Genomic DNA, 26,512 nt, shown 5'->3' with positions numbered 1-26,512 from the left:
AGCCTTACGTTAAAGTTATTTAGGTTTTATAAAATTATTAGGCGCGGAGCCAATTCAATAATGTGTCGACTTTATGGCGGTAGGTAGCGAGCGGGCAGAATTGTTCTGAAGAAGCGAAGCGTTTGCCTTTATCTTCGGATTTTAACCTTTAAATCCTTATTCAATAGAAAAAATCCGGAGATAACAGCAATCGGAAGAACAATCTGCACGCGAAGCGTCTCTCCCGCTCCATAACTCTGCACATTTTAGAAAGGAGGAGCGTTCTTGGAATCACTCGGCGATTTGCTACAGCAGATGCAGAACCCTTCGTTTCGCCAACGCACTCGCAGTGTAGCCGATCAGGTTCTGAACGATCCGCTGGTGAAGGAATTTTGTGCTGCCCATCCTGATGTGGACGAAACGCAATTGCGACTTAATATGAGTATGCTCTTTCAGTATGCCCGGGATCGTCGAAATTGCGACAACTGTCCAGGATTGGAACGGTGTCCCAACGATTTTCAGGGTCACTTTTGCAAGCTGGGCGTGGAGTACCCCAATGGAACAGCGGAAATCGTGGACATTCGGACCCCATGTGCCAAGCTGGTAGCCTCCCAGCATGAACAACGGGTGCGCCAGCGCATCAAAAGCTTTTATGTAGATGAGCGCGCGCTGTTGGAAGGCTATAATGCCGTTGAAATTGCCCGCAAGGATTTGCAACGTGTGCCCGCAGTAAATCAGGTATTCCGCTATATTGAAGAAACGAAAAGTCAGGGTTTATTAAAAAAAGGGCTGTATCTGGAAGGCACGTTTGGTACGGGAAAAACCTTTTTGATGGGCTATCTGTTGCACGAATTGGCTCTGTCGGGCTTCAATGGTGTGATTGTGTACATGCCTGATTTTGTAGAGGACTTAAAGTCCATGATTCAGGATGGACAGAAGCTCAAGGAAACGACCGAAATGCTTAAAAATTGTGATTTGCTCGTATTTGACGATATTGGTGCTGAAAATTTGAGTCCATGGGTACGGGATCATGTAATGGGCTCCATTTTGAATTACCGAATGAATCGCAAACCGACCTTTTATACTTCAAATTACTCGCTGCAAGGGCTAGAGAAGCATCTTAGTTTTACAAGCAAAGACGGTGAGGAAATGTACAAGGGACAGCGCTTGATGGACCGGATTCGTCCTTTTGTAGATGTCATTACCGTCAAGGGCAAAAATCAGCGAGGATAAGCATTCATCTGCCTACTCTTTTGATATCTTACAATTAAAAGACTATTGTGATATAATTAAAAGGTGTCGAAACAGACATTACAGGTTATAATAATCTTGACTTTTCTATAAAGGAGGAACATACAATGGCAATTGTTAACGTGTCCGATCAATCCTTCAACGCAGAAGTCGAAGGCACAGGAACCGTTTTGGTTGATTTTTGGGCGCCATGGTGCGGTCCTTGCAAAATGATCGCTCCAATTTTGGAGGATCTGTCCACAGAAGTTGGCGATAGTGTCAAAATCGCAAAGGTGAACGTGGATGAAAATCCAGAGTCTGCTTCCCGTTTTGGCGTAATGAGTATTCCTACCCTGATCGTCTTCAAAGACGGACAGCCTGTTGATAAAGTGGTAGGTTTGAACTCCAAAGAAGCACTGAAAAGCATGCTTACCAAACACCAATAATCATGGAATGTGACCCATGCTCCTGCGGGGGCTTGGTGGAGCGGCATGAATGGTCAATGCCTCCGGTTATATATACCGGGGGCGTTTTTGTGCATTATTCCTATATAATATAAGTAGTTAGTTGAGCAACCACTAAGAATGGAAGGAGGAACCGGGCGAATGAAATCCTATGCGGAGGACTTGCACAATCAGGAGAAGGCGCTGGAGAATATACGGCACAAATTAGCATTGCTGCCGGATGCATCAGGCTGTTACCTGATGAAGAACAGCGAAGGCACCATCATTTATGTCGGCAAGGCCAAAGTGTTGAAAAACCGGGTCCGTTCCTATTTTACAGGTAGTCATAACGGCAAGACGCAGCGATTGGTTGCCGATATTCGGGATTTTGAATATATCGTTACAGGCAGCAATATGGAGGCGCTCATTTTGGAGTGCAACCTTATTAAAAAGCACCAGCCGCGTTATAACGTGCTGTTGAAGGATGATAAGACCTTTCCGTACTTGAAAATTACGAACGAGGCACACCCCAAGCTGGAGGTAACCCGTCGCGTTCTGAAAGATAAAGCGAAATATTTTGGACCGTACCCTAATTCCTACGCGGCACATCAGACGAAAAAGCTGCTGGATCGCATGTATCCGTTACGCAAGTGTGGTGTGATGCCCAAGGAAGTGTGTCTGTATTATCACATGCATCAGTGCTTGGGACCTTGTGTGAAAGAGGTCGAGAAGGAAACATATGACCAGATCAGTCAGGAAATTGGTTCCTTTTTGAGCGGGGGACATGAGGAAATTAAAAAGGATCTCCAGCGTAAAATGCAGGAGGCTGCAGAGGAATTGTATTTTGAGCGTGCCAAGGAGCTGCGGGATCAGATTATTAGCATCGACGCGATGATGGAAAAGCAGAAAATCACCACCTCTGATGCGAAGGACCGAGATGTATTTGGCTTTTCGGTGGATAAGGGCTGGATGTGTGTACAGATCCTATATGTCCGCAAGGGAAAAATGATTGAGCGCCATATGTCGATGTTCCCTTTTTACGGCGAAGCTTACAGTGATTTTATGTCCTATGTGACGCAATATTACAGTGACAACCCGGCAGTACCGCAGGAAATATTATTGCCGGATTCTCCTAAGCTGATGAAGGCAAAATCGGCTGATGTCGATCAACCGATTGTAGCAGAAACTGAACTTTACAGTGCAATCACAGCTGAGACTACCAGCATTACAGATGAGGGAGCAGTAGAGACGGAGTTGGACCGTTCTGTTGATTCACTGCGGGTAGCCGAAGCACGAGCGTCTTATGCAGAAGGAACGATTCAAGACCCAGTTGGTGACCAAGCAGCCGGGGAAAAAGAACCCGAAACAGAAACAGAAACTGAAACTCAACTATCCGGTGGATTAGAGGACCCAACGGCGGCAGCTCTTGCTCTGGCTGAATGGCTGGATGTAAAGGTACTTGTGCCGCAGCGTGGGCTGAAAAAGCAAATGACGGGGATGGCGACGGAAAATGCACGTGTTGCTTTGGATGAGAAGTTTAAACTGATCGAGCGGGATGAGGAACGGACATCAAAAGCTGCAAGCAATTTGGGACGTGCCATTGGGCTGGATAGTCTGCACCGGGTAGAGGCGTTCGATAATTCCAACATTCAGGGTTCCGATCCAGTGTCGGCCATGATCGTCTTTATTGACGGGAAGCCTGCCAAGAAAGAGTATCGAAAATACAAGATCCGTTCTGTGCAGGGACCAGATGATTATGAAACGATGCGTGAGGTTATTCGGCGCCGATATGAACGTGTACTGAAGGAAAACCTCGAGCGTCCCGATTTGATCATTGTGGATGGTGGTCGTGGACAAATAAAGGCGGCAACCGATGTATTGGAAAATGAGCTGGGATTGTTTATTCCTGTGTGTGGTTTGGTGAAAGATGCCAAACACAGAACTTCCCAATTACTGATGGGGGATACATTGGAGGCCGTAACACTTGCACGCAACAGCGAGGAATTTTATCTGCTGCAACGGATTCAGGATGAGGTTCACCGTTTTGCCATTACATTCCACCGTGAGCAGCGTGGCAAATCTATGGTAACTTCCCAATTGGACTCCATTCCGGGCATTGGAGAGAAACGGCGTAAGCTGCTGCTTAAGCACTTTGGATCGCTCAAAAAAATAAGAGAGGCCAGCGTCGAAGACTTCCGGCCTCTCTCTATTGGGGATAAGCTTGCTCGTCAGATTATAGCTGCCCTTCGGGAGGAGGAGTCGTAGAATACGGCTCCTCTTTTTTTAGATTATAGAATTTATAAGTTTTCAGTAGAGCCGAACAATTCTATAATCGCAAGAAAAACTCCCGCTAAGCGCGGTCTGGATCCTGTGAAGGTTCGTCGATAGACGTTTTCTTTATGGGCTCAAACATGATTCGATTGGGCTTTTTAGGGCTAAACCAGTAAATGATGTAACCAACAATAGCTGGAAGTAAGATCCAGAATAGACCAGCGCTCACATTCACGGTGTCTCCCAGACTTATCACACTAAGCCCCATGAGTATGCTGTCAAAAATAACGTGGCTGAACATGGCGGCGATAAAGCCATAGCGCAGAAACACAAAACTGAACAGCAAACCAAGAAAGGTCAGCTCAATAGGTCTGGAAATCACCGGATAGATTGGATAAAGCGTATGTCCCAGTGCCCAGATAAGTGTGGTGATCAGACAAGCAACAAACGTATTTTTGACTATTTTTTTGACCATCGGAATACCAAACAAACGGTAGACAGTTTCTTCTCCAATGCCTGCCATCCAGGCCATAATCGGTAGTAGCCATGGATAAGCCATATTGTAAGGGGATTGCGTGGCATCTGTTGTAGAGAACGTATTAAATGTGCGCTCCAGTACAAAGAACAAAATGGATTGTACGCCGAGTAAAATGAAGGCCCACAGGTAACCGACATACATACTGCGAAGCACATACAGCCCGTAGCCCGGCTCTTTGGCGCGTGGCCATGCATTAAGTCCAACTTGACGCATAAGCCCATCACCACCGACCAAGGAGAAATAGAGGGCTACGGCCATGACGAAGGTAATACCAACCTGGAATACCATAAGAAAGATAAGCATGCCCTTGCTGCCTGCTTCAGCTTGCAATAAAGGCAGCATGTTCATGGTCCCAGCTACACTAGCAATAAAGTATACAATGGACAGAATAATACCACGTACAAAAGAAGTGTGACGACGGGTGAGTGATGCATACACAATGGCAAGTACACCTAAGACAAAGCTAAATAGGGCATACCCTGCGTAAGTCATCCAATTCGCCCAAAATGTTTGCTTTTTGACATAGTCGGTATAAGACGAAGGGGCCGAAAAGCTTTGGGTAAACGAGCGAACATCCCCGTCTTCAAAAGTAAAGGCGAGTGTAAGCACCGAGGCGCCGATTTTCTTTTCGTCCACGGTATACTTTAATCCACCCTCTCCCTCAGAAGTGACGAGCTTCAATTCCGACGGCTTGAAGCCAAAGCGTTTGATCCATATTGCTGCAGCCTGTTCTTTGGCTTCAAGCGTCATGTCGCCCTCAGCTGCACGTACAAGCCTGCTTCGTGTTTGTTCATCCGTTGAAACATCAGCCTGTGTGTAGTTGGTGCTGGAGGTAATTCGCTTAAAGCTAACGACCTTCCCGGTGGATAAATCTACATGAATTTGCAGTTTGCCCTTCGCAGAGGAGTCGGGCAAATCAACCCGAAAGGTTTCATAAGGATAATTTTTTTTCCATGTACGATCGTATTGCTGAAGCAGTTTCTCCCTGGATAAATAACCATACAAATCCGTTTCAGCCTGATAGGTCACGACAGGGTTCTCTGGCTGCGATTCCGTATAACTCAGCTCGGAACGGGCAAAGTCCAGTGCATGTATGACTGCTTCTTGTTTGCTGATGACTTTTGCATTCATTAATGATTCTGGACTCGGATTGCTAAGCGAGGGAATAAGCAATTGAAAGACAAAAAAGCAAATCAGGCCAATCCCGCCCAGCAAGCCTAATTTTTTGAAGTTGGCCGTGAGCACGACCGGTTTCCCGATAGGATTCATGAGTTTCCTCCTTAATCTGTAAATAAGAACATCCATTAAAGATATCATACTGCACAGGTTCCCGCCAACAGACCAACGATATTCATGAAAACAGAGTGAAAGCACTTTAAAGTTTTAATAAAATTAGATAAGCAGTGATTAAACGATGCCTATTCGCAAATTAAAGCCAATTTCACGTTTTTTCGGCGAAATTGGTTTTGTGATCTGGATAGAGAAGGATTATAATCTTGAGGCAATGCCTATGAATTATATAGGTAATGATATACATCTAAGCCGAATTTCTATGAGAAAACGGGGGAACCATGTTACTGGGGTGAATTTTACAGCCGATCCTGATGGACTGGAACTGTAAATAGGGCATACTGTGCTGTCCGAATCCGTCAGCTAACCTCGTAGGCTGTAGGCAGGAACCCAGTCAGGCACTCGGTTTTCCGGTGTCTTTTTTTGTGTGTATAAAAGTGTTTGGATTGGTTAGGCCGCTGCGGGTTCAGATTATTCTTCCGATTGCTGTTATCCCCAGATTTTTTGATTGTATAAACCCTTTAATGGTTAAAATCCGGAGATAAAGGCAAACGCTTCGCTTCTTCAGAACAATTCTGCCCCCTTCGTTGCTGCCCGCCAATAGCATAGGGGGCCGAGTAGTGCTTGACATGCATTCTTCCTGTATTCAGGGAATGTTAATTATAGTTATTTAAGGTTTGGAAAATTAAAAAAATCAGGGGCAACGACGATCGGAAGACAAATGGAACGCGTAGCGGGTTTACACCGTATTAAATCACTGTTTTTATAGTTTTAAGGATTTAGGAGAGAAGTGATGAATAAATGAATCCCAATGCAAGGTGGCTTCGGCTTTCTCCACCACAGATATTCGTTGCAGGCTTTGCCATTATCATTCTAATAGGTAGTTTATTGTTAATGCTGCCCATCTCTAATACAACAGGAAAGCCACTAGCGTTTATAGACGCTTTGTTTACTGCTGCGTCCGCGACCTGTGTAACCGGGCTCGTCGTTAAGGATACAGGGAGCTTTTTTACAACCTTTGGCCAAATTGTCATCGTTGCGCTGATCCAGATTGGCGGACTTGGCTTTATGACCATGGCTACCTTGATCGCACTGGTGTTCAAGCGTCGGATTTCCTTGCGGGAGCGCCTTATTTTGCAGGAAGCGATGAATCAGACCTCTATCGAGGGGATTGTCGGCTTGATTCGCAAGGTGCTGTGGTACTCGCTGATGATTGAGGGCGTATGTGCAGCTATTTTTTCGATTCGCTGGTCGTTTGATATGCCTGTAGGCAGGGCGATTTATTTTGGAATATGGCACGCCATTTCCATGTTTAATAATGCTGGTTTTGACTTATTCGGTGAATTTCGCAGCCTAACAGGTTATGTATATGATCCAATTGTTAATTTTACAGCTATGTTTCTCATTATTTCGGGCGGTATTGGTTTTGTAGTAATGTCAGACCTGGTAGAATACCGGAAGCGCAAGAGACTGTCCTTGCATACCAAGGTGGTACTCAGCATGACAGCCGCTTTAATTGTAGTTGGGACGCTCGTCATTTTTGTATTTGAGTTTACGAATCCGAAGACGCTTGGCTCGCTTGATTGGGGTGGTAAACTGCTGGCTTCTTTATTCCAGGCTGTTACCCCTCGTACCGCAGGTGCCAACACGCTGGACATTGCAGGCTTGCGGCAGGCAACGCAGTTTTTTATCATCATACTCATGTTTATTGGGGCTTCGCCTGGCTCCACTGGAGGCGGGATTAAGACCACGACATTTGCACTGCTCGTTGGGGCGGTGATTTCAATGCTGCGAGGGCGGGAAGATATTGTGCTGTTCCGTTACCGACTTGCGCAGGGACGCATTTATAAGGCTTTAACCATTACCTTGCTGGGACTGCTGTTCGTGATTGGAGTGACGATGATTCTGTCCGCAACCGAAGATCATCATTTTTTGATGATCTTGTTCGAGACGGTGTCTGCATTTGGTACGGTAGGACTGTCCATAGGGCTTACACCTGATTTGTCAGTCGTAGGCAAGCTGGTGATTACGCTGACGATGTTTGCAGGCAGACTGGGTCCACTCACGCTAGCTTATGCACTGGGTCCGAAAAAGGGTAAGGAATTGTATCGTCATCCAGAAGGTAAAATAATTATAGGGTAAGGGAGTTTTCGAGTAGATATGAAAACGCAGCAGTTTGTAGTCATTGGTTTGGGGCGGTTTGGCTCAAGCCTGGCTTTGCAATTGGTGGATATGGGGTGCGAGGTGCTGGGCATTGATCGAAATGAGGATGTCGTAGACAGTATGAGTGAGGTTCTGACACATACTGTCGTGGCGGACGCTACAGATGAGGATGCGTTGCGATCACTGGGCATCCGTAATTTTGATTGCGGCATTGTTGCGATTGGTGATGATATCCAGGTAAGCATCCTGACCACCATTTTGCTGAAGGAGCTGGGCGTGAGAAAAGTCGTAGCCAAAGCCATATCTGTGCTGCATGGGCGTGCGTTAGAGAAGCTTGGTGTGGACCGTATTATTTATCCAGAACGGGATATGGGCATTCGGGTAGCGCATCAGCTTGTCACGCCTAATCTGCTCGATTATTTGGAGTTGTCCAAGGAATACAGCATTGTGGAACTTAATGTTCCTACATGTCTGAATGGCAAAACGTTAGCAGAATTAAACGCCCGCACCCGCTTTGGTTGCAGCATCGTGGCGCTTCATACGGCGAATGGTATTCTGATTGCGCCGACAGCTATGGATCGGCTAAAAGCAGACGATATTATGGTCATCATCGGCTCCAATGACAATATCGGCCGTTTTGAGGATGAGGTGGTTAATGTCAATGAAAAGGGTTAAATCCTCTACACCATACGATAGCCTGCAAACGATGCACGTGTCTCGCTAATCCAGCGTCGTGCTGTCGGGCCAAGATCGGCCGTTTCTGAGTAGATGAGGGAGGTCGTTCGGCGTGTCTCTTTCAAATCAGGCAAGTACAACGCAGTAAGTCCATTATCTCGCAGCAGCTCGCTGCGCAAATAGGATTTGGGCAGCAATGCCGATGCCTTGCAGGTAGGAAGCAGGCGTACAATCGCCTCGAAGGAGTCAATTTCCATGCGAATATCTGGCATAATGCCGCTGCGCTGGAACAAGTCGTCCGTCAAGCTGCGATACCAGGTTCCTTTGGAAAAAATGATCATCGGTAATCCTTGCAGGTCCTTCATTGAGGCCGTTTCTGTTTTGACTGTTAATTCATGTCCGATGGGGACGACTAACTCCAAATGATCGTCAAATAGCGGAATGCAACGCAGTCCAGCTTCATGAATGGCAGACCCGACCACGCCGGCGTCTGCTTTTTTATCGCGTACAAAGGCAACGATTTCATGCGTTTTGCCAGTGAGCAGCTTTAGCTCAGTCTGAGGATGCTTGCTCATGAAAGCCTCGACGAGGGTAGGCAGTGTCGTTTGGAGTGTCGTGAGACTGGCGCCCAGTGTAAGCATGCTCTGAGCTTCATTTTTGTGCTGTGACAGCTTTTGTAAGAAGCGAAGCTGACGTTGCCGTTGCTCCAGCGCAAAAGTATATACAAATCGGCCAGTCGACGTAATTTCGAGCCGTTTACCCCGACGATCAAAGAGATGGACACCGAGTTCTTCCTCCAGCTTGGCAATTTTGCGGGACAGGGCAGGTTGGGACAGATTCAGTAGCTTGGAGGCTTTATTCAGGCTGGACTGCTCGACAATAACGGCAAAAGCGTTCAAATCCTCAAACAAATCATCCACTTCCTCTCTATATGCAAAAAAGACATAATAATTAATACGTATATTGCAATTCCATTATAAGCCGAAAAGGAGTAACATGAAAGCGACACAAGATGTTCACACTTTTGTTTTTCCTTATAAGGGACACCTTGTTGGACATTTCCTGTCGGGAACTGTCATTTTATATGTTATATTACTATTGAAAACGCTATTATTGGGAGAAGGGAGCATTACCTAGATGAGAGGATTTTATTCCAGAAAGCTGCATTCGCTTCTTGGCGTCATTCCGTTGGCTCTATTTTTTGTTGAGCATTTGGTGACGAACTTCACAGCGGTGGAGGGCGGCAAGGAAGGATTTAATCGCAGCGTGGCCTTCCTGAATGGTTTGCCACTGGTTATTGTGCTAGAAACATTATTCATCTACTTGCCATTATTGTTCCATGGAATCTATGGCTTGTATATCGCTTATCAGGCTGATCCGAATGTCAAAAGGTTTGGCTATTCGCGTAACTGGCGCTTTTTGTTCCAGCGCATTTCCGGCGTCATTACGTTTGTATTTATTATCTGGCACGTATACGACACACGCTTTCAGGTGGCTTTGGGTAATGTAACTCATGAGGAACTAGGCGGCGTAATGCACGGCATAGTGACGAACCCGGTCTATTTTATTTTGTATTTAATTAGTGTCGTTTCAGCATCATTTCACTTTGCTAATGGACTGTGGGCGTTTATGGTCAGTTGGGGAATTACGGTGGGACCCCGTGCCCAAAAAGTATCTTCCTACATCTGTATGACCCTGTTCGTGGTGGTGTCGATCGGCTTCGTTGCTTCCCTGCTTGCATTCCGCAGTGCGGAATTCCAGGAAACGGCAACAGCCCTGGTGCAATGCAGCGCTTTTAAACAGCTATTGTAATGGAGTCTTTTTAAATTATACATCGTGTTGAGATCCTATTTTGAAGGGTAAAAGGGGATTTGGTACAAATCCTGAAAAGAAGGAGTGAGCAGAAATGGCAGCATCCAACATTATCGTCGTGGGCGGCGGTCTGGCAGGTCTAATGGCTACGATCAAAGCGGCAGAGGCGGGAGTCCACGTTCATTTATTTTCTTTGGTTCCGGTCAAAAGATCCCACTCCGTTTGTGCTCAAGGTGGCATCAACGGCGCGGTAAATACCAAAGGTGAGGGAGACTCACCCTGGATTCACTTTGATGATTCAGTCTATGGCGGTGATTTTCTGGCAAACCAGCCGCCGGTAAAAGCAATGTGCGAAGCAGCTCCGGGCATCATCCATCTTATGGACCGCATGGGCGTCATGTTTAACCGGACACCGGAAGGACTGCTGGATTTCCGCCGCTTCGGCGGTACCCAGCATCATCGGACAGCCTTTGCTGGTGCGACGACAGGACAGCAGCTCCTGTACGCTCTCGATGAGCAGGTACGACGCTGGGAATCTGCAGGTTTGGTGACCAAGTACGAAAACTGGGAGTTTTTACAGGCTGTACTGGATGATGAAGGCATCTGCCGAGGGATTTGTGCGCAGGATTTGCGTACGATGGAAGTGAAGACTTTTGCAGCAGATGCCGTTATTTTGGCATCCGGTGGTCCCGGGATTATTTTCGGCAAAACCACGAATTCCGTCATTAATACTGGCACGGCTGCGGGTGCAGTGTATCAGCAAGGCGTTCGCTATGCGAACGGTGAGTTTATTCAGATTCATCCGACGGCTATACCCGGTGACGACAAGCTGCGTCTCATGTCCGAATCGGCACGGGGAGAGGGCGGTCGTATTTGGACGTATAAGGACGGCAAGCCGTGGTATTTCCTCGAAGAAAAGTATCCGGCATACGGAAATTTGGTGCCTCGCGATATTGCGACCCGTGAAATATTCAGTGTATGTGTTGATGAGGGACTGGGGATTAATGGCGAGAACATGGTCTACCTAGATTTGTCCCACAAGGACCCGAAAGAGCTGGATGTAAAGCTAGGCGGCATTATTGAAATTTACGAAAAATTCGTTGGCGACGATCCACGTAAAATTCCAATGAAAATATTCCCGGCTGTTCATTATTCAATGGGCGGCATGTGGGTCGATTATAATCAGATGACGAATATACCAGGTCTGTTTGCAGCTGGTGAATGTGAATTCCAGTATCACGGAGCGAACCGCTTGGGTGCAAACTCATTGCTGTCGGCCATTTATGGCGGGATGGTGGCTGGACCGAAGGCTGTGGAATATATCAAGGGCTTGAAAAAGTCTGCCCAGGATGTAGCTTCTTCGGTATTTGATGCGGCAGTCAATCAGCAAACTGAGAAGTATGAGCGTATTTTGCATATGGACGGAAAAGAAAATGCCTATGTTCTTCATAAAGAGCTGGGTGAGTGGATGACGAACAATATGACTGTGGTTCGTTATAATGACAAGCTGGAAGCTACGATTCAGAAGATTAAGGAGCTGAAGGAGCGTTACTCGAACATTAATATTAATGACGCTTCGCGCTGGAATAATGCGGGTGCAGCGTTTACACGGCAGCTGTGGAATATGATGGAGCTGGCCGAAGCGATGACCAAGGGGGCGCTACTGCGCAATGAAAGCCGCGGGGCTCATTACAAGCCGGACTTCCCGGACCGCAACGATGAGGATTATCTGAAAACGACGATCGCAGATTGGACACCGGAAGGACCACAAATTTCGTATGAAGAGGTCGACGTTTCACTGATTAAACCGCGTGTTCGAGATTATTCCAAGAGCAAATAACAGAAGGGAGTGTATTTAGATGTCGGAGCAAGCAATGAAGTCGAATAAAACAGTGAAGTTCATCGTAACTCGTCAGGATGAGCCTAATGCTAGTTCCTATACGGAAGAATTCGAATTGGCCTACAGACCGGGAATGAACGTGATCAGCGCGCTGATGGAAATTCAGCGTAATCCGGTAGATAGCCAAGGTAAAGAGACGGCTCCGGTGTGCTGGGAGTCGAACTGCCTGGAGGAAGTATGTGGAGCTTGCTCCATGGTGATTAACGGCAAGCCGCGTCAAGCCTGTGCAGCGCTCGTCGATAAGCTGGAGCAGCCGATTACGATTGCGCCGATGAGTACATTCCCGGTCGTACGGGATCTGGTCATTGACCGCAGCCGGATGTTTAACGCGCTCAAGAAGGTCAAAGCGTGGATTCCGATTGATGGTACCTACGATCTGGGACCTGGCCCTAGAATGGCAGAGAAAAAGCGGCAGTGGGCATATGAGCTGTCCAAGTGCATGACCTGTGGTGTCTGTCTGGAAGCATGCCCAAATGTCAATGAGAAGACAACGTTCATCGGACCTGCGGCGATTTCTCAGGTTCGCCTGTTTAACAGCCACCCGACAGGGGAAATGAATCAGGAGGAGCGCCTGGATGCATTGATGACGGACGACGGGCTGGAGGGCTGTGGCAATTCGCAAAACTGCGTGCGCTCTTGTCCAAAAGGCATTCCGTTGACAACTTCTATTGCCGAAATGAACAAGCAAACGACCAAGCATATGTTCAAGCGCTGGTTGACCGTGTAGCACAGCCAACTCACAAATTGTACCTAAACAGGCTTTTTTCCAAATCGGAGAAAGGCCTGTTTTTTGCGCTCAGGCATAATGGAGGGTAACATGGAGGAAGGAGCGCGGAATAGCACTTATGGTATAATTATGGTATTGTGTATCGTTTTTGGAGAAAGGGAGGCTGGACAGGTGACTGTGCAACCGATAATGAAACGACCTGTTACGAGGTCGGATGTGTTGAAAGGATTAAAGGAGCTGGGAGTTCGGAGCGGCATGACATTGCTGGTTCACTCGTCGATGCGCAGCTTTGGACGTTTTGTTCCAGGCGGAGCCTCTGCCATTATTGCTGCATTAACTGAAGCGATTGGCCGGGAAGGGACGCTGGTGATGCCAACACAGTCACACGACTTGACAGATCCGTCTATCTGGATGAACCCGCCTCTGGATGAGTCATGGTGGGAACTGGTACGCGAGGAAATGCCCGCTTATGATCCGGCCTGGACGCTGACCGGGGGAATGGGCGTCATCGTAGAGACGTTCCGTGGCTTGCCGGGAATAATGCGCAGCGGGCATCCGCACGTTTCTCTGGCGGCACGTGGACCGGCTGCTTCAGGCTTGCTGGAAGCGCATGAGCTTGATTTTGGGCTGGGTGAGCATTCACCCTTGGCGAAGCTATATGAGGCAGACGCCTATGTACTGCTGCTGGGTTGCGGACATGACAGCAACACGTCTTTGCATTTGGCGGAATACCGAACAGCCTATAATGGACGTGAAGTCATCACGCATCAAGCCCCTATGATGGTGGATGGGGCCAAAGCGTGGGTGTCTTTTCAGGATTTTAATATTACCTCGGATGATTTTGAGCAGTTGGGACTTGATTTCGAACGGGAATGTCCCACATCCTTTACGCGGGTGAACATTGGAGAGGCTTCATGTTTTTTCGCAAGGCAACGGGATTTGGTTGACTATGCAGAGCAGTGGCTGTCCACTAATCGGTGTGCTTTGGGAACGTGAATTGTAAAAAAAGTGAATAGATCACAAGGAGGGAACGTATATGGGGAAGACGCCGCAAATCCGCCGCGAGAGCCAGGATGGCCCACACCAGAAGGCCGCTAGCCCTCCCGGTTCTTCGCGGCGTTCCTTATCAAATGAGCCAGCTAATCCTTCCCGCCGCCGTTTTTTGAAAAAAGCGGCTTTGGCCACAGCAGGAACTGCACTTTTGGCTGGAGGATATGCTTCCTTATGGGAGCCTAATCATTTGGAGATTACACGCTTCAACTTGTCTCTTCCTCGTCTTCCGTCTGCATTTGACGGAATTAGGGTGGTACATTTCAGTGATGTGCACTTGGGCTTTCACATGGATGAGCAGGATCTGCGTGAGCTTGCGGACCGGATAGCAGATCTGAAGCCGGATTTGCTCTGTTTTACTGGCGATATTGTAGACGACTATTCCGTATCAATGAAGGCTGCTGTTCCAGTTATGGCTTCCATGCACGCTACCCTTGGTAAGTTTGCTATTCTGGGCAATCATGATTATAGAGGTTTACCCGCCGGCGTTCAGGAGTTGTATCCGAAAACCGGATTTACGTTGCTGAGAAACGAGCATGTAGTTGTAGAGCGCGCAGGACAGCGTGTGGCTATTGTTGGCTTAGAGGATAACATCATGGGCAAGCCCAATCCGCAGCGTGCCATTCACGGACTGCCTGATGAGATGTGCAAGCTGCTGTTGATGCATGAGCCAGACTATGCAGATGTGGTGGCGCAAATGTCCTTTGATCTTCAATTGTCAGGACATACGCATGGGGGGCAGGTACGTTTGCCTGTTATTGGGGCACCGATGCCACCTCCGGGTGGACGCAAGTACATTCAGGGGTTATTCCATGTGGGACCGGATAGAATGCCACTGTATGTCAGCAGAGGCATTGGTATGACGCATTTGCCGATTCGTGTGCTGTGCAGACCGGAGCTTAGTGTCATTACGTTAAAATCTGGCCAATAGGCCATGATCTTTTTTTCTTCTTCATCCTATATGTTGGAACTACATAATGTTGGCTTGAATGTAGTGTAGAGATGTAGCCGTTTTGAACAAAGGAGTGGGATTCAGATGGATCGTATTGCTGTCATTTCAGATATTCATGGCAATTGGCCAGCTTGTGAGGCGGTGCTGGAAGATATTGCTTCCCGAGGCATTAGCCGTGTGTTTTGTTTGGGGGATCTGATCGGCAAAGGGCCTAGCCCATGCGAGGTTCTGGATGCTATCCGTCAACATTGTGAAGTCGTCGTTCGGGGCAATTGGGATGAACTGGTTAGCATAACGGATGATCTCCATTTTAGCTGGCAAGCCGAACGTTTGGGTGCAGAGCGAGTGCAGTACTTGGCACAGTTACCGTTTCATTATGATTTTACAATGAGCGGACGTCGTATCCGCTTGGTGCATGCCTCGCCGCAAAGCGTGTATCACCGTGTGCAGCCATGGGATGAGCCAGCCAAAAGGCTTGCCATGTTCGATCCGCTAACAGAAGAAAGTGGAAAAGCTCCTTTTGCTCCAGAGGTCGTGGGCTATGGTGATGTGCACAATGCTTTTATTCAGCATTTTCAGGGGAAAACACTTTTTAACGTCGGGAGTGTCGGGAATCCATTGGATATCACGCAGGCTTCCTACTGCATTTTAGAGGGGAAATGGGGAGAAGAGCAGCTCACGTCTTTTTCCATTCATTTTGTACGCGTACCGTATGATATAGAGTTGGCAGTAAAACAAGCAGAAGAGGCGGATGTGCCTTCTTTGGCATATTATATTCGAGAACTGCGTACCGGAATTTACCGGGGAATTCAGGACCTGGATTAAGTATGGAAATGTAAAATATGTATTGCTAAAAGCAGAATCCATCCGCAGGAGGGAACATTGTGCTGACCAGAGAAATGCTTCGTCTCGGACTGCCGGAGCTTTGCACTTGCCGAGTCCGATTGCGCCAGCTCAGAGCGGAAGATTATCCTGCGCTGGAGCGGATTTTATCCGATCCATTGGTAATCCAATATGTGAATCGAATTCGCAAGCCAGTCTATGCAAGAATGAGGCGCCTGGTTGCACAAATTAAAATATCTGCTGACTCCCTAGATTCCCTGCATTTCGCAGTGGAATGGCATCGGAGAAATACAGAAAAAAGCAATCTGCATGATGAATTCCACGAACGGATCTCTTCACCGTTGCTTGGTATCGTTTCTTTTCAGCAATGGAATGAAAGAACGGGGGAGGCACAACTGGGCTATATTCTGGATCGGCCTTTTTGGGGAAAGGGCCTGGCTACAGAAGTCGTGGGAGAGATGCTGAAATTTGGTTTCGAGTCTTTGAAGCTCAATCGAATCGAAAGCCGTTGCCAAGAGAATAACCAGGCTTCTATGCGTGTGCTTATGAAAAATAAGATGCGCCTGCTGCGCACCATTGGTGCCTATGATCCCTCTGGAGAGGTGCCGAGTATATTGGTATTTTCGATGACCCAAGGGGATTATGCATAGAAATGACATTGGAATATTTTGTTACAAAGATGAAATATAACTGCAAAACAACTCTAACACAGGACGGGTACAATACAGACATGACCCCCTTTTGAATAATATATGTTGCTGGGACCCGATGATTCGGGTCCTCTTTTTTTGTTATCCTATAGTTAGAACCAATCAGGAAAGAAGGGCTGGCATTGGCTTTAAATATATGGAGTGCAGACATTCATCATTTATTTGAGCAATTCACAGAGGTTGTGGATGGTCCTATTCAGGAGGCTTGTCCGCTCTTTGAACTCAGCTATTGCTTAAACGGTGAAATATACTGCGAATAAAACGGCAGAGAAAGCCATACCCAAAGTTTGACCGGGAATATTTTATATTTAGAGGATGAACTGGTTTTGACATGATACATTGTAACTACAATGGGACGATGAAACGGTTATACATGGAAAGTAAGGCAAGGGAGTTGATTGCATTTTTTGGGGAGATCGATGGACATGTAACCAGGGGGGCAAGCCATTTTATAAGCCGTGAGGATATATCAAAGCTTCATAAGGCTCGTGAGATGCTAATCTGTCGGATTATATCAGGGCATTCTCTATTTCTGTGGCGGTGAGTGGTTTTCTTGCCTTGGCTGCGCTCATTTGTGTTTCATTTTGTTACAAAAATGAAATATAAATGCAAAATTACTTTAATATAGAGTGGGTAAAACATAGACATGACCCCCTTTGAATCATATATATTGCTAGGACCCGAAGCTTCGGGTCCTCTTTTTTTATGATTCATAGGTACGGTTCAGGCTGGTTATCAGCTCTGGTAACCATTCGTTTAGGGAGAGGAATGAGTATCCCTCTGACTGGGCCTTTGTTGTATCCATATACCATGATTGTGTAATACCAAATGGAGACATGTGCTCGTCTGCTGTTTGTTTTTGGATCACAGCTTGTTTGCCCGTGACCTGTTCAATAATCGAAATGATATCTCCAATCCGAACTGTACCGTTGGAGCAAGCATTTACAGGGCCTGTTAGATCAGCAGAACCAAGCCAGAGCAGAAAATCTGCGGCTTCATCGGAACGAATAAATGAGATAAGTGCTGTGGAATTAGGTAGTCCGATTTCTTGGCCTGCACGAACATGTTCAATATGAAATTGAAGTCTTTTCGTATAATCATCTGTTCCCAATACAATTGGAAAACGAACAGCCACTACAGGAAACGTGGCTTGTTGCATAAAAACGGCTTCAGCCTGCCGCTTAGCCTCTTGATATGTAAAATCGTCCTTCCCGCCCTGACGAACCAGATAAGCTTGAGGGTCAAAGATCCCTTCTGTCAGCGCTTCCGGGCTTGGATTATAGACAGATAGACTAGAGGTCATAATGTATCTTTTGGCTGTAGCATCAAAAATACGACAGGCTTCGCTGGCTTCATCTGGAGAATAGCAAATATTATCATAAACAACGTCCCATACTTGCTCACCTACCGCCTCAGCAAGCGCTTGCGAGTCGGTACGGTCTGCACAGATCCGCTGAACGCGGTCACCGAACGAATCGCTTGTGTGACCTCGCGTAAGGATGGTAACGGAGTTTTCGGAACTGTCCAGCAGACGTTCCACCAGTCTTTTGCCAAAAAATCGTGTCCCACCCAATACGAGTATCTTTTTCATACTTATGTCACTCCTCCTGAAATGGTTTTCACTTATATTAAGGTAGACGGACTAAGGAATGGAAAAGATACAGGATGCTAAATTTATTCACCTAGAAGCTTCAAAAAATTGGCTGGTACCGTAATTTGCTGATTATTAATCATAATCTTTCGAAGCTCTTCCATAGAGTCTTCTTCACCTCTGGCATCTTTAATCTCCTTGATTTCACGATGCAGACGTTCCATTTGCAGATCCAGCGCATTAGCGGAATCCGCTGCGTTCTTTAATTCACGTGTCAGACTCTCGGGAACAGACTGGTTGTATTTATAAAAGATTTTATGCTCCAGGCTTGCCCAAAAATCCATCGCAATGGTTCGAATCTGCACCTCTACGCAGACAAGTTCCTCACAGTCCGACATAAATACAGGAACTTGAACGAGCAGATGCAGACTCTGATAACCGTTCGGCTTGGGATTTTTGATATAATCCTTGATTTCCAGCACCTTGAGGTCACTTTGTCTTTGGAGCATGTTACTAACATCATAAATGTCAGAAATGAAAGAGCAAGTAATACGCAAGCCCGCGATATCCTTGATAGAATCTTTGATAGCCTCCAGCGATAACTCGCTATTTTTACGAAGCATTTTGTTCATGATGCTCTCAGGAGATTTAAGGCGTGATTTGGTGTGCTCAATAGGGCTGTAATCATGCAATGCTTGAAACTCCTGCTTTAATATTTCAATCTTGGTTTCCATTTCGTCGAGTGCAAACTTATAGATGAGCATAAAGCGCGTGATGTCATGCTTTAGCTTTTTGAGCTTGTCCATAGGATCTTCCAATTGCATATGTAATTCTCCTCACACAAAGATGTTATTTATTTAAGATAATGGAGCTGTACGGTTTAAGGCGATTGGTAGCAGAGCGAGGATTTGAATCTGGAGAAGCGTAGTGTTCGCCCTTGCAATGGGATTATTACTCTAACTCTATAAAGAAATACCTAAGCATCCCATTGCAAACAGCGATTAACACCTTTCATGCCTTTTAAAGCGCCACAGGAATTTTACGTTTTTCTTTAAAATAAACCCATTCCCGGAAGCCGATATCCTTCAGCATCGCTTTTACGTCTTCCCAATCGTCACCTACCCGCGAAGGCTTATGGGCATCCGAACCAAAAGTGACCTCGACACCAAAATGGTGCGCTCTTTCTAAAATAGAAGCAGACGGGTACCATCCGCCACTCAGCTTGGTTTTGCCTGAAGTGTTAATCTCAATTGCCACATTGGATTCCGCAATCACTCGCAAGGTTTCGTCAATGGCTTCATCGGCGGGAATGTCTGAAAAGGCAGGGAAATTCCCCTTCATGGCGTCAATATGACCTAAAATTTGAAACATGCCGCTTCGCGCAGATGCCTGAATGAGCGCATAGTAGGCTTGTTTGACCTCAATTTTAAGAGCATCATTTAATTTTTTCCAACGATTGCGGTTAAAAATGCTGTCCCCTTCGACATTGTGAATCGACCCGATGAGGTAATCAAATGGGTAAGGAGCCAAAGTGGAGCGATACAATTCAGCAAAATCGGGGAAATAATCGGTTTCCAATCCAAGGAGCACGTCTATACGACCTTCGTATTCCTTCTTAAGCTCCTGTACCTCTTTTACATATTCAGCAAGCTCTGATTTGGCCATATAAATTTTGGGGAAAGCCTGATCTTTATCGCTACATAGGAAGGGGGAATGATCGGAAATACCAATAGCTTGTAAGCCAGATTGAATACCTGCTTCGATATAATCCCGAATGTTGCCGTCTGCATGACCGCAGCGGAAATGATGGGTGTGCAGATCAAATTTCATGGACTGTCTTCCTTTCGTAACCAAGGTTTATATTGTGTATGTTGTTCATAGCGAATTACGTTATTCAGAACTGGTGAAATTCGTCTCTGGCATCCCCTTCAGATCGCTTAAAAATTGCTGCATTGCTGAGTTTAGATAACGGCCAGACTTATAAATCACCCCTACCGGATGACTGACTTCCAGCTCAGGAATATGGATCATTTTTAATGTACCTGTACGCAGCTCAGAAGTGACGGACAGTCTGGAAATGATGGCAGCACCGAGATTGATTTCGACCATCCGTTTGACTTCCTCACTGCTGGACAACTCGATCACGACATGGGGCACGATTTGGTGCTTTTTAAAAACATCGTCCACGAATTTCCGCCCTACCGTATCGGGAGAGAGCAGAATGAGCGGAATTTCCCGAAGTGCTTCAATGGTAGCGTGTGGTTGCGAGGCCAGCGGATGAGTAGGAGACACAACAAGTTCAAAGGAGTCATAATACAGGACCGAAGTGCTTAGATTGGGATTACGTTCGATCAGATAACCGATACCAACATCAATAAGTCCGTTCTCCACCTGCTGATAGATCATCGAGGAAGCCATGGATTGAATGGAGGTTTTGATGAGAGGGAACTGGTCCTGAAAGTAGGAGAGCACACGCGGTAAAATTTGAATGGCGATGGATGTTGTGGTACCCAGCGCAATGTGACCCTGTGGTGTTTCGTTTAGGTCGTACAATCTCTGTCTTAATTCCTCAACAACCTCCAATATGCGCTCGGCGTGTTCCAAAAAAACAACTCCCCGATCGGTCAGGGTGACGGGCTGGTTGCGGTCAATCAGAATGGTTTTGAACTCATCCTCCAGACTTTTGATTTGGGCGGACACCGCCGGCTGCGTCAAATTGAGAAGTTCTCCGGCTTTGCGGAAGCTCATCGTTTTGGAAATCATGATAAGCGTTTCAAGTTGACTGATGTTCATGAAGTTCCTCCTCTCTTTTCTTTAGCTTGTCGCAGCTGTATAGACTGAGTTTAGCCAATCTACTTGTTTATATGTAAAACCATCGTTATGCTTTATTTCATTAGATTATAGGTTATTCGAGCAGGAAGGGCAATGAATCGAAGCAGTCTACCGTAAAGTGTGGTATATTGGGAAATAAAGACTAAAGTCCTGATATACTTCAAAAATAACCTGTCTAAATCCGACATAGAGCAAAGATATAGGACATTATTCACATTTTTTGTGACTTAGCTATAAAAAATTGCCGGACTGCTGTCGATAAGTGATAGAGAGAGCATTTTATTGCAGGTTGAGTCGTTATACAGCATTATTTAAATAAAAACTTAAATTTAAATGGGACTTTTGTTGTGTGTCTAAAAGCCCATCGTAAAGGGGCGCAATGATCGTGAAGGCAGAAGTGATAAATCCTTTTTTGGAGTCGGCGAGACGGGTCATTGAACAATTGATCCAAGTATCTCCTTCACCCGGAAATCTCGGTGTGAAAAATGTCGAGCTGGTGGACGACCACATCTGGATTATGATCGGGATGACCGGACAGCTTAGCGGAAATATTGTGTTCGGCCTGAATGAACAGGTGGCGCTACGTATGGTATCAGCGATGATGGGCGGATTTGTGTTGACTGAAATTGATGAGATGGGAAAAAGTGCGATTTCGGAATTGGGCAATATGATTAGCGGCAATGCCAGTACGATTTTGTCCAATCAAGGAATTGTTGTGGATATCACCCCTCCGCAGGTCATGAAATCAGAAAACCTGACCACTTTTGTACCTCAGCGTGCTCTTTGTATTCCGCTTTCGGTGGAAGGAATCGGTGAGCTGGATATTCAGGTGATGATCTCTTAATATTAAGGAGTAAGTTTCTTTAATGTGGGGGGATGACCATGAGTACATTGCAGGATAAGGTAATTGTGATTACAGGTGCATCCAGTGGGATTGGCGCTCTTTGCGCTCAGTTGTTGAGTGCAAAGGGCGCAATTCCTATTTTAACAGCGCGCTCACGGGAGCGACTGAAGCAAGTATCTGCGGGAATCAGCGGCAGGCATGAACTGATCCCACTGGACGTTACCCGCCAGGAGCAGGTAGAGGCTGTTGCTGCACGAGTATTGGAAAAGTACGGACGGGTTGATATATTACTCAACAATGCGGGCTACGGAAAGTTTGAGTTTTTTAATGAAACCAACCTGACAGAGTTTGAGCAAATGATGGACGTGAACTATATGGGGGTTGTTCGCTGCATTAAGGCGTTTCTACCGCAAATGACAGCGCGGAACGATGGGCAGATTGTTAATGTGGCATCGATGGCCGGGAAAGTTGGGACAGCCAAATCGGCTTCTTATACGGCCACGAAGCATGCGTTGCTCGGTTTCAGCAATGCGCTCCGGCAAGAGTTGCGTGGAAGTGGAGTGACCGTGACGACGATTAATCCCGGGCCGATCGACACCCCGTTTTTTGAATTGGCAGATCCTTCGGGAGGTTATGTGCGGAATGTTAGCTGGTTTATGCTGAAACCTGATAAGGTAGCACAGCATATCGTAAGAGCGATGGAGCTTCGCAAGGAGGAGGTTAATCTGCCACAGTGGGTATCTCCTTTTCTCAAGCTGTATCAGTTAGCTCCCAGACTGATCGACAGGCTGGGGCATGGTGTGATGAATAAGAAATAATAGATGTCCCGTAGCCATCAGGTGTGGTGAGGGACATCTTTTATTTTTGTGATTTGGTAACAGGGCTATTTTCGCATATAATGGAGAGTAACGAATTTACGTATAGGGGTTGGACCTTTTCATGACATTGAATTTTGAAGCGCTCGGCGTCGAACAAGATCTGCTGGATAAATTGGCTGAGCATGAAATTACACAGCCTTCGCCGGTTCAGGCAGAGGCTATACCGGAAATAATGAAGGGAAAGCATGTATTGGCGCGCTCGCAAACCGGCACAGGCAAAACACTGGCTTATTTGCTACCGCTGCTGCAAGCGATTGACCCACAGAAAAAGGCTACGCAAAAGCTGGTACTGGCTCCAAGCCAGGAGTTGGCCATGCAAATTGTGCGTGAGGGTCAGCGCTACGGAGAGCATCGTGGAATCCGTGTACTGGGTCTGATTGGTGGGGCGGCCATCAAACGTCAAATTGAAAAGCTAAAGGATCATCCGCAGCTTGTGGTGGGTACACCAGGGCGTGTACGGGAACTTATCGCTTCGAAAAAGCTGAAGATGCACAATATTACAACTATTATCATTGATGAGGTGGATCAGATGTTCCAGCTCGGCGGAGCAGGCGATGTGACCAGTATATTGGGCTCCACCCAGCGTGATCGTCAATTGGTATTCCTGTCCGCAACGCTGAATAATGAAATTCAGTCGCTGGCACAACGGGAGATGCCTGATTACGTAGAAATCGGGATTGATCCTGATCGTAAGACGGCTAGTGGTCTGGAACACTACTATTTCATATCTGAAGAACGGGATAAGGTAGACATGCTGCGCCGTCTGGTACGTCATTTTAATCCGAGAAAAGCGCTGGTGTTCGTGAATACGACCAATGCCATCGGAGAAATTGAGGCCAAGCTCAAGCATATGGGTCTAACGACGGCGTCCTTGTATGGGGATGCAGATAAAGTTACGCGCAGCAACGTGTTGGCCCGATTCCGCGAGGACAAGCTCAAAGTGCTGGTCGCTTCGGATGTGGCAGCCCGCGGTCTGGATATTGAAGGGCTTGAAATGGTCATTCATTTTGACCCGGCTACGGATAGTCAAGCTTATGTTCACCGCGCAGGGCGGACAGGACGTATGGGACGCAAAGGATTAGTGGTGTCGGTGGTGACCGACCGCGAAACGTTTATCATGCGTAAGTTTTCTCGTGAACTGGGAATCGATATTGCAGAGCGTGCGTTGTACGGAGGTCGGGTTGTGGTGCCGCGTCCAGCGGATGCCAAGCGTGCCCCTGTAAGACCATCTGAGACCAGATCCAATTCTGCTGGAGCGTTAACGGAAAACCGCAAGACACCTGTTCGGAATGAAGGTGGACGTCCAGGCAGGAATTCTGTGAACGGTTCAGCTCCAGGCAAGAGCCAGGGAGCGGGCTTATCTAAAGCAGGAAAGGCACAGCGGGAGCGTGATCGTAAAAACAAGGGTGCGCCAAGATGGCTGAAGGAAAAAGGATCAAAACCGAACAAGTAAAGGAGAAGAGGGGGAGCCATGGAACAACAGCCTGTGTTGGAAATTAACGGACTGACCGGTGGTTATAGCGCCAAGCGTCCAGTGCTGCATCAGATTACGCTCGATGTGAAGCCAGGCGAAATGGTGGGACTGATCGGTCTGAACGGAGCCGGGAAAAGCACGACCATGAAGCATATTTTGGGTCTGATGACACCGCAGGCCGGAGAAATTCGCGTACGAGGGCATAAGCAGAGTGAGAATCCCGAGGCGTATCAGGGAGCCATTGCTTTTGTACCCGAAGCTCCTGAGCTGTATCCAGAAATGACAGTGATGGAGCATATGGAGTTTACGGCCAGAGCGTACGGGGTCAGCGAGGCAGATTTCCGCACGCGCAGTGATCAAATGCTGGACTTGTTCCGCATGCGGGATAAAAGCGGAAGTATGTCGATGCATCTCTCCAAAGGGATGCGCCAGAAAGTGATGATTATGTGCGCATTTTTAGCAGGGCCGCCGTTGTATGTCATAGATGAGCCTTTTTTGGGATTGGACCCGCTCGGCATTCGTTCCCTGCTTGACTTTATGTTGGAGATGAAGCGTTCGGGCTCGTCTATTTTGCTCAGTTCTCATATCTTGTCCACGATTGAAAATTATTGCGATCGTTTCATCGTGCTTCATCAGGGTGCCATCATCGCTCAGGGTACGCTGGACGAAGTAACAGCACAGGCGGGTAAGCCGGGCATGCCGCTGGAAGATGCATTTTATGAGCTGGTACAGGGCAGGGAATGAGCATGGATTTGCAACGATTGCATAGAGAAAGACGTGTAGCGTTCTGGGGACAGGTGCTTCCTTATCTGGGCTATGTCATTCAGAGTGGCCTAGCGGTGGTCTTCGGCTTTGCGCTAATTGCCTTTGCCGCATGGTACACGTCGCTGCTGATGCATATTCCGCCGGATTTGCCCATCCGCTGGATTATGCTTATTGTAGCTATTCCAATCGCTCATGCGAGCTTTCGAACGTATTTGAATGCGGCGGATATTGTCTTTCTTCGTCCCCAGGAGCACGCCATGCACCAGTATTTTAAGGCCAGCCGAATTCGAGGCGTGGTGTACAAAATATTTGGTCTGCTGCTGCTGTCCATTATTTTGTGGCCGTTGTATATCCGCAGTGATGCTGCGCCTAAGCCGCTGCTACTGACCCTGCTGCTGTTCATGCTGCTGAAGCTGCTATTTAGCTATGGCGGCTGGCAGGAGCTTCGCATGGTCTCGGTTGGCGGGAGTATAGGCTATCGTCTGCTGCGGTGGGTGCTGGCTGTGCTGATGGTAGCCGCATGGCTATGGCAACCTCCACTACACAGCTTGCCATTTATCATATTGGTCGGCGTGGTATATGTACTTGTTCTGCGTTTGCCGGTCAAACTGCTAGTGGCTTGGGAAAAGATGATCCGCATAGAAGGTATACAGGCTGCTCGTGTGATGCGTACATTGGGCTGGTTTGTCGATGTGCCTGCCCTTACACAGAGAGTGACGCCGCGCCGCTGGCTGTCCTGGCTGGGTGGTAACATCCCCTGGGACAGAAGGGGAGCGTATCGTTACCTGCTGTTTAAGACGTTTTTACGTACAGAGCCTGCGGGTATTGTTATTCGGTTAGGTATTCTGGGTCTGCTAATTGTATACATCACCCATGCTAGCTGGATTGGCATTGCCGTATATTTATTTTTTATATTCCTCATAGGGGTTCAGATTACTTCATTAAGACAGTACCACAAGGATTCGTTGTGGCTTCAGTTATATCCGATTCCTGCGCATAGTCGCCGTGCGTCTTTTCTTGACTTTGTTGTTCGGTTGACGTTGCCGGCTGCTGTGGTACTATGGCTTCCTTTTCTGGCAAAAGGAACGGAAGATCTACTGACTACATTGCTCACATTGGTTGGGGGAGTTCTGGTTGTGTTCCTCATTCGAGGTGCTCAAGCCAAAAAATGGCGTATGGACGGACAGGATGAGGAAGAAGTGTGATCCATATCTGGATGAACAAAGTAAAGGCTAATTCGCGAGCAGCACAAGCTGTGCTGTCTGCGAATTAGCCTTTTTTGTATATTTGCTGCTATGGTAGTCGTGGGTGCAGATATTCGTTTACTTAAATGAAGATCGTTTTGCTGATGATAACTAACAAAATGAACAGTACCAAAATGGTCCCTGTGCTTGTGAATGCGCCGTAACCACCGTAACCGCCTCTTGTTTCTTCTGCTCCCATGCTCATTCTCCTCTCGGTCATTGTGATAAAGGATACATCGTATCTTATGATATGGATTTTCGGATTGCGTGGGCCAATGCTCAGGTGTGTTGTCAAATCGCC

At 47.1% G+C, this 26,512-nt stretch carries 25 protein-coding genes and 1 riboswitch; of the genes, 18 read left to right on the top strand and 7 right to left on the bottom strand.

From position 1 onward, the window contains the following. Nucleotides 1-264 precede the first annotated feature (264 nt). The 3 genes from dnaI (at nucleotide 265) to uvrC (ending at nucleotide 3,917) form a co-directional block, all read left to right on the top strand. Entirely contained in the window at nucleotides 265-1,212 is a 948-nt protein-coding gene (dnaI, locus tag ABEW32_RS05635; RefSeq protein ID WP_430185505.1) for a primosomal protein DnaI, read from the top strand. Between the two features lie 125 nt (nucleotides 1,213-1,337). After that, complete coding sequence (gene trxA, locus ABEW32_RS05630) at nucleotides 1,338-1,655, top strand: thioredoxin (RefSeq protein WP_010347861.1); 318 nt, start codon at nucleotides 1,338-1,340, stop codon at nucleotides 1,653-1,655. Between the two features lie 159 nt (nucleotides 1,656-1,814). Beyond that, nucleotides 1,815-3,917, top strand: a complete 2,103-nt coding sequence (gene uvrC, locus ABEW32_RS05625) for an excinuclease ABC subunit UvrC (protein ID WP_430185503.1) — start codon at nucleotides 1,815-1,817, stop codon at nucleotides 3,915-3,917. A gap of 85 nt (nucleotides 3,918-4,002) precedes the next feature. Here the strand turns inward: uvrC and ABEW32_RS05620 are convergent, their stop codons facing one another. Next, nucleotides 4,003-5,730 carry a CPBP family glutamic-type intramembrane protease gene (locus tag ABEW32_RS05620; protein ID WP_430185501.1) on the bottom strand — a complete coding sequence of 576 codons (1,728 nt, stop codon included), beginning with the start codon at nucleotides 5,728-5,730 and terminating at the stop codon, nucleotides 4,003-4,005. Nucleotides 5,731-5,991: 261 nt separating this feature from the next. Beyond that, a riboswitch (cyclic di-AMP (ydaO/yuaA leader) is annotated at nucleotides 5,992-6,144 on the top strand. 408 nt (nucleotides 6,145-6,552) lie between these two features. Here ABEW32_RS05620 and ABEW32_RS05615 point away from each other — a divergent pair. Together ABEW32_RS05615 and ABEW32_RS05610 are read left to right on the top strand one after the other, a co-directional pair. Beyond that, the gene (locus ABEW32_RS05615) at nucleotides 6,553-7,893 is read left to right on the top strand and encodes a TrkH family potassium uptake protein (protein ID WP_430185499.1); all 1,341 of its coding nucleotides are present in this window, start codon (nucleotides 6,553-6,555) and stop codon (nucleotides 7,891-7,893) included. Between the two features lie 18 nt (nucleotides 7,894-7,911). Beyond that, a complete protein-coding gene (locus ABEW32_RS05610) occupies nucleotides 7,912-8,589 on the top strand; it encodes a potassium channel family protein (RefSeq protein WP_430185497.1) in 678 nt (225 codons plus the stop codon). 5 nt (nucleotides 8,590-8,594) lie between these two features. Here ABEW32_RS05610 and ABEW32_RS05605 read toward each other — a convergent pair whose 3' ends face one another. Continuing rightward, the gene (locus tag ABEW32_RS05605; protein WP_430185494.1) at nucleotides 8,595-9,500 is read right to left on the bottom strand and encodes a LysR family transcriptional regulator; all 906 of its coding nucleotides are present in this window, start codon (nucleotides 9,498-9,500) and stop codon (nucleotides 8,595-8,597) included. Between the two features lie 226 nt (nucleotides 9,501-9,726). On the opposite strand from ABEW32_RS05605, the gene ABEW32_RS05600 reads away from it, so the two are divergent. From ABEW32_RS05600 to ABEW32_RS26470, 8 genes are all read left to right on the top strand, one after another. After that, on the top strand, nucleotides 9,727-10,401 hold the full coding sequence (locus tag ABEW32_RS05600) for a succinate dehydrogenase cytochrome b558 subunit (protein ID WP_016820038.1): 675 nt from the start codon (nucleotides 9,727-9,729) through the stop codon (nucleotides 10,399-10,401). A gap of 94 nt (nucleotides 10,402-10,495) precedes the next feature. Then, nucleotides 10,496-12,241: a succinate dehydrogenase flavoprotein subunit gene (sdhA, locus tag ABEW32_RS05595; RefSeq protein WP_430185491.1), complete on the top strand. Its 1,746-nt coding sequence runs from the start codon at nucleotides 10,496-10,498 to the stop codon at nucleotides 12,239-12,241. A 19-nt stretch (nucleotides 12,242-12,260) separates the two neighbouring features. Continuing rightward, nucleotides 12,261-13,028 (top strand): succinate dehydrogenase iron-sulfur subunit, encoded by a 768-nt coding sequence (sdhB, locus tag ABEW32_RS05590; RefSeq protein WP_430185488.1) that lies wholly within the window; start codon nucleotides 12,261-12,263, stop codon nucleotides 13,026-13,028. Between the two features lie 171 nt (nucleotides 13,029-13,199). After that, on the top strand, nucleotides 13,200-14,024 hold the full coding sequence (locus ABEW32_RS05585; RefSeq protein WP_430185735.1) for an AAC(3) family N-acetyltransferase: 825 nt from the start codon (nucleotides 13,200-13,202) through the stop codon (nucleotides 14,022-14,024). A gap of 40 nt (nucleotides 14,025-14,064) precedes the next feature. After that, complete coding sequence (locus ABEW32_RS05580; protein ID WP_430185486.1) at nucleotides 14,065-15,009, top strand: metallophosphoesterase; 945 nt, start codon at nucleotides 14,065-14,067, stop codon at nucleotides 15,007-15,009. A gap of 105 nt (nucleotides 15,010-15,114) precedes the next feature. Then, a complete protein-coding gene (locus ABEW32_RS05575; RefSeq protein ID WP_430185484.1) occupies nucleotides 15,115-15,855 on the top strand; it encodes a metallophosphoesterase family protein in 741 nt (246 codons plus the stop codon). A gap of 59 nt (nucleotides 15,856-15,914) precedes the next feature. After that, a complete protein-coding gene (locus ABEW32_RS05570; protein ID WP_430185482.1) occupies nucleotides 15,915-16,523 on the top strand; it encodes a GNAT family N-acetyltransferase in 609 nt (202 codons plus the stop codon). Nucleotides 16,524-16,914: 391 nt separating this feature from the next. Then, a complete protein-coding gene (locus ABEW32_RS26470) occupies nucleotides 16,915-17,127 on the top strand; it encodes a hypothetical protein (protein ID WP_488168818.1) in 213 nt (70 codons plus the stop codon). Between the two features lie 159 nt (nucleotides 17,128-17,286). Here the strand turns inward: ABEW32_RS26470 and ABEW32_RS05565 are convergent, their stop codons facing one another. From ABEW32_RS05565 to ABEW32_RS05550, 4 genes are all read right to left on the bottom strand, one after another. After that, a complete protein-coding gene (locus ABEW32_RS05565; RefSeq protein WP_430185480.1) occupies nucleotides 17,287-18,174 on the bottom strand; it encodes an NAD-dependent epimerase/dehydratase family protein in 888 nt (295 codons plus the stop codon). Nucleotides 18,175-18,257: 83 nt separating this feature from the next. Next, entirely contained in the window at nucleotides 18,258-18,998 is a 741-nt protein-coding gene (locus tag ABEW32_RS05560) for a GTP pyrophosphokinase (protein WP_430185477.1), read from the bottom strand. Nucleotides 18,999-19,194: 196 nt separating this feature from the next. Beyond that, the gene (locus ABEW32_RS05555) at nucleotides 19,195-20,004 is read right to left on the bottom strand and encodes a histidinol-phosphatase (RefSeq protein WP_430185475.1); all 810 of its coding nucleotides are present in this window, start codon (nucleotides 20,002-20,004) and stop codon (nucleotides 19,195-19,197) included. Between the two features lie 60 nt (nucleotides 20,005-20,064). Next, entirely contained in the window at nucleotides 20,065-20,967 is a 903-nt protein-coding gene (locus tag ABEW32_RS05550; RefSeq protein ID WP_016820048.1) for a LysR family transcriptional regulator, read from the bottom strand. A 424-nt stretch (nucleotides 20,968-21,391) separates the two neighbouring features. On the opposite strand from ABEW32_RS05550, the gene ABEW32_RS05545 reads away from it, so the two are divergent. The 5 genes from ABEW32_RS05545 to ABEW32_RS05525 all read left to right on the top strand — a co-directional run bounded on the left by ABEW32_RS05545 (nucleotide 21,392) and on the right by ABEW32_RS05525 (nucleotide 26,172). Then, the gene (locus tag ABEW32_RS05545) at nucleotides 21,392-21,850 is read left to right on the top strand and encodes a chemotaxis protein CheX (RefSeq protein ID WP_430185473.1); all 459 of its coding nucleotides are present in this window, start codon (nucleotides 21,392-21,394) and stop codon (nucleotides 21,848-21,850) included. Nucleotides 21,851-21,888: 38 nt separating this feature from the next. Beyond that, nucleotides 21,889-22,668, top strand: coding sequence for an SDR family NAD(P)-dependent oxidoreductase (locus ABEW32_RS05540; RefSeq protein ID WP_430185471.1), 780 nt, complete (start codon nucleotides 21,889-21,891; stop codon nucleotides 22,666-22,668). Nucleotides 22,669-22,789: 121 nt separating this feature from the next. Next, nucleotides 22,790-24,181, top strand: a complete 1,392-nt coding sequence (locus ABEW32_RS05535; RefSeq protein ID WP_430185469.1) for a DEAD/DEAH box helicase — start codon at nucleotides 22,790-22,792, stop codon at nucleotides 24,179-24,181. Between the two features lie 18 nt (nucleotides 24,182-24,199). After that, complete coding sequence (locus ABEW32_RS05530) at nucleotides 24,200-24,946, top strand: ABC transporter ATP-binding protein (RefSeq protein ID WP_430185467.1); 747 nt, start codon at nucleotides 24,200-24,202, stop codon at nucleotides 24,944-24,946. Between the two features lie 2 nt (nucleotides 24,947-24,948). Then, entirely contained in the window at nucleotides 24,949-26,172 is a 1,224-nt protein-coding gene (locus tag ABEW32_RS05525) for an ABC transporter permease (protein ID WP_430185733.1), read from the top strand. Nucleotides 26,173-26,293: 121 nt separating this feature from the next. Here the strand turns inward: ABEW32_RS05525 and ABEW32_RS05520 are convergent, their stop codons facing one another. After that, nucleotides 26,294-26,410: a hypothetical protein gene (locus ABEW32_RS05520; protein WP_023990126.1), complete on the bottom strand. Its 117-nt coding sequence runs from the start codon at nucleotides 26,408-26,410 to the stop codon at nucleotides 26,294-26,296. Between the last annotated feature and the right edge of the window lie 102 nt (nucleotides 26,411-26,512).

The organism is Paenibacillus jamilae, from assembly GCF_050482105.1.
Lineage (GTDB): Bacteria > Bacillota > Bacilli > Paenibacillales > Paenibacillaceae > Paenibacillus > Paenibacillus jamilae_B.
This window is presented reverse-complemented; position numbering and strand designations above follow the sequence as displayed.